Source organism: Propioniciclava sp., assembly GCF_029977985.1.
GTDB lineage: Bacteria > Actinomycetota > Actinomycetes > Propionibacteriales > Propionibacteriaceae > Propioniciclava.
This window is the reverse complement of sequence record NZ_JARKOT010000075.1, coordinates 1-2,166: the sequence shown is the minus strand read 5'-3', so window position 1 is coordinate 2,166 and position 2,166 is coordinate 1. Positions and strand designations below refer to the sequence as shown.

Annotated in this window: 2 protein-coding genes; both read left to right on the top strand. The window is 68.2% G+C overall.

Annotated elements, in window-relative coordinates:
* A partial coding sequence (locus tag Q1K57_RS04460; protein ID WP_300079423.1) for a phosphoenolpyruvate carboxykinase (GTP) occupies window positions 1-1,450 on the top strand: 1,450 nt, incomplete at its 5' end.
* Window positions 1,451-1,758: 308 nt separating this feature from the next.
* Window positions 1,759-2,025 carry a hypothetical protein gene (locus Q1K57_RS04455; RefSeq protein ID WP_300079421.1) on the top strand — a complete coding sequence of 89 codons (267 nt, stop codon included), beginning with the start codon at window positions 1,759-1,761 and terminating at the stop codon, window positions 2,023-2,025.
* Window positions 2,026-2,166 lie beyond the last annotated feature (141 nt).

Here is a 2,166-nt window from a genome sequence, read left to right as displayed (position 1 = left end):
CTCCATGGGCCCGCTGGGTGGCAACATCAGCCGCCTGGGCGTCGAGATCTCCGACAGCCCGTACGTGGTGGTCAACATGCGGATCATGACGCGCATGGGCAGCGAGGCTCTCGCCGCGATCGCCGAGACCGGCGACTGGGTGCCGGCCGTCCACACGGTCGGCTACCCGCTCGTGGACGCCGACGGCAACCGCCGCGACGACGTCCCGTGGCCGTGCAACGACGAGAAGTACATCTGTCACTTCCCCGAGACCCGCGAGATCTGGTCGTACGGCTCGGGCTACGGCGGCAACGCGCTGCTGGGCAAGAAGTGCTACGCGCTGCGCATCGCGTCGGTGCTGGCCCGCGACGAGGGCTGGCTCGCCGAGCACATGCTCGTCCTCAAGATCACCGGGCCGGACGGCCGCGTCTACCACCTGACCGCCGCTTTCCCGTCGGCCTGCGGCAAGACGAACCTCGCGATGCTCCGCCCGACGATTCCCGGCTGGAAGGTCGAGACCGTCGGCGACGACATCGCCTGGATGCGCCCCGGACCTGACGGCCGCCTCTACGCCATCAACCCCGAGGCCGGCTTCTTCGGCGTCGCGCCCGGCACGTCGGAGAAGACCAACCCGACCGCCCTGGCCGCGCTCGATCACGACACGATCTTCACCAACGTCGCCCTCACCGACGACGGTGACGTGTGGTGGGAGGGCCTCACCGACGAACCGCCGGCTCACCTCATCGACTGGCAGGGCAACGAGTGGACGCCGGACTCCGGCCGTCCAGCCGCCCACCCGAACAGCCGCTTCACGGTGCGGGCCGATCAGGCGTCCTCGATTTCCGACAACTGGGACGATCCGGCCGGCGTCCCCGTCGACATCATCCTCTTCGGCGGACGCCGCGCCTCCAACATTCCGCTCGTCACCGAGACGTACGGGTGGGAGCATGGCGTCTTCGTCGGCGCGACGGTGTCGTCGGAGCAGACGGCCGCCGCCGAGGGGGCGGTCGGCTCGCTGCGGCGCGATCCGTTCGCGATGCTGCCGTTCTGCGGCTACAACATGGCCGACTACTGGTCGCACTGGCTCGAGGTGGGCAACTCTCTGGGCGACAAGGCGCCGAAGATCTTCCAGGTGAACTGGTTCCGCAAGGACGCCGACGGTCGCTTCCTGTGGCCGGGCTTCGGGGACAACGCCCGCGCGTTGGAGTGGGCGCTGCGCCGGGTCAACGGTGAGGTGGAGGCAGAGGATCGGTTCAACGGCCGCCTGCCGAAGCTGGCCGACCTCAACGTGGAAGGCCTCGACATCACCGAGGAGAAGCTCGAGGAGTTGTTCCACGTCGACCCGGAGGCGTGGAGCGAGGAGTGCGACCTGACCGAGGAGTACTTCCTCAAGTTCGGCGAGAAGCTGCCCCCGGCGCTGATGAACGAGTTGCACCACATCCGCACCCGCATCGCTGCCGAACGGGCCTGACACCGCGACCCGGGCGCCTTCCTCGTGTTGAGCGCGCCACGGGCTCGAGGTTCGATCGTCGGGGTTCCCGGCCGTGGTGTGGTTTGGCGCGCTCGGACGCCGCCGGCTGCGGCCAACCCGTGCCGTGGTGTGGGTTTCGTATGCTCGGGACGCCGTTGGTTTCGGCCAACCCGTGCCACGGTATGACCTTGGCCTGCACTGGTGGGGAGTGCTCCCCATGGCGTCCTGGGGTGGAGTCGCTTCTAGGTTGGAGTCATCGAAAGGGCCCACCCGGGATCATCAACCGACAAGCGAAGGAGCACCCTCTGATGAGTGGCATGGTCGGAATGGACATCGCTGGCGTTCGCCAGCTCAGCAAGCTCATGCTCACCAAGGCCGACGAGATCGACAATGCGGCCAAGCAGATCACCAAGCAGCTGAACAGTGTGAAGTGGGTCGGCAACGATGCGCAGCGGTTCCGCAACGACTGGAACGGCCGGCACACGGCGGCGCTGCGGAACGTGTGCGACGAACTCCGCACGGCGGGTCAGCAGGCCGCCAAGGACGCCGACGAGCAGGAGAAGGCCTCCGCCTAACCCCCACACCCCCCACCCTGCGCGAGCGCCCCGGTCACCACCCCGACCGGGGCGCTCCCGTCTGCCCGACCCATACCCCCCAGACGCTCAACCTCCGGGCCGCGAGGCAAACCAGCGAAATCCCCGAGGGATGTCGATCCC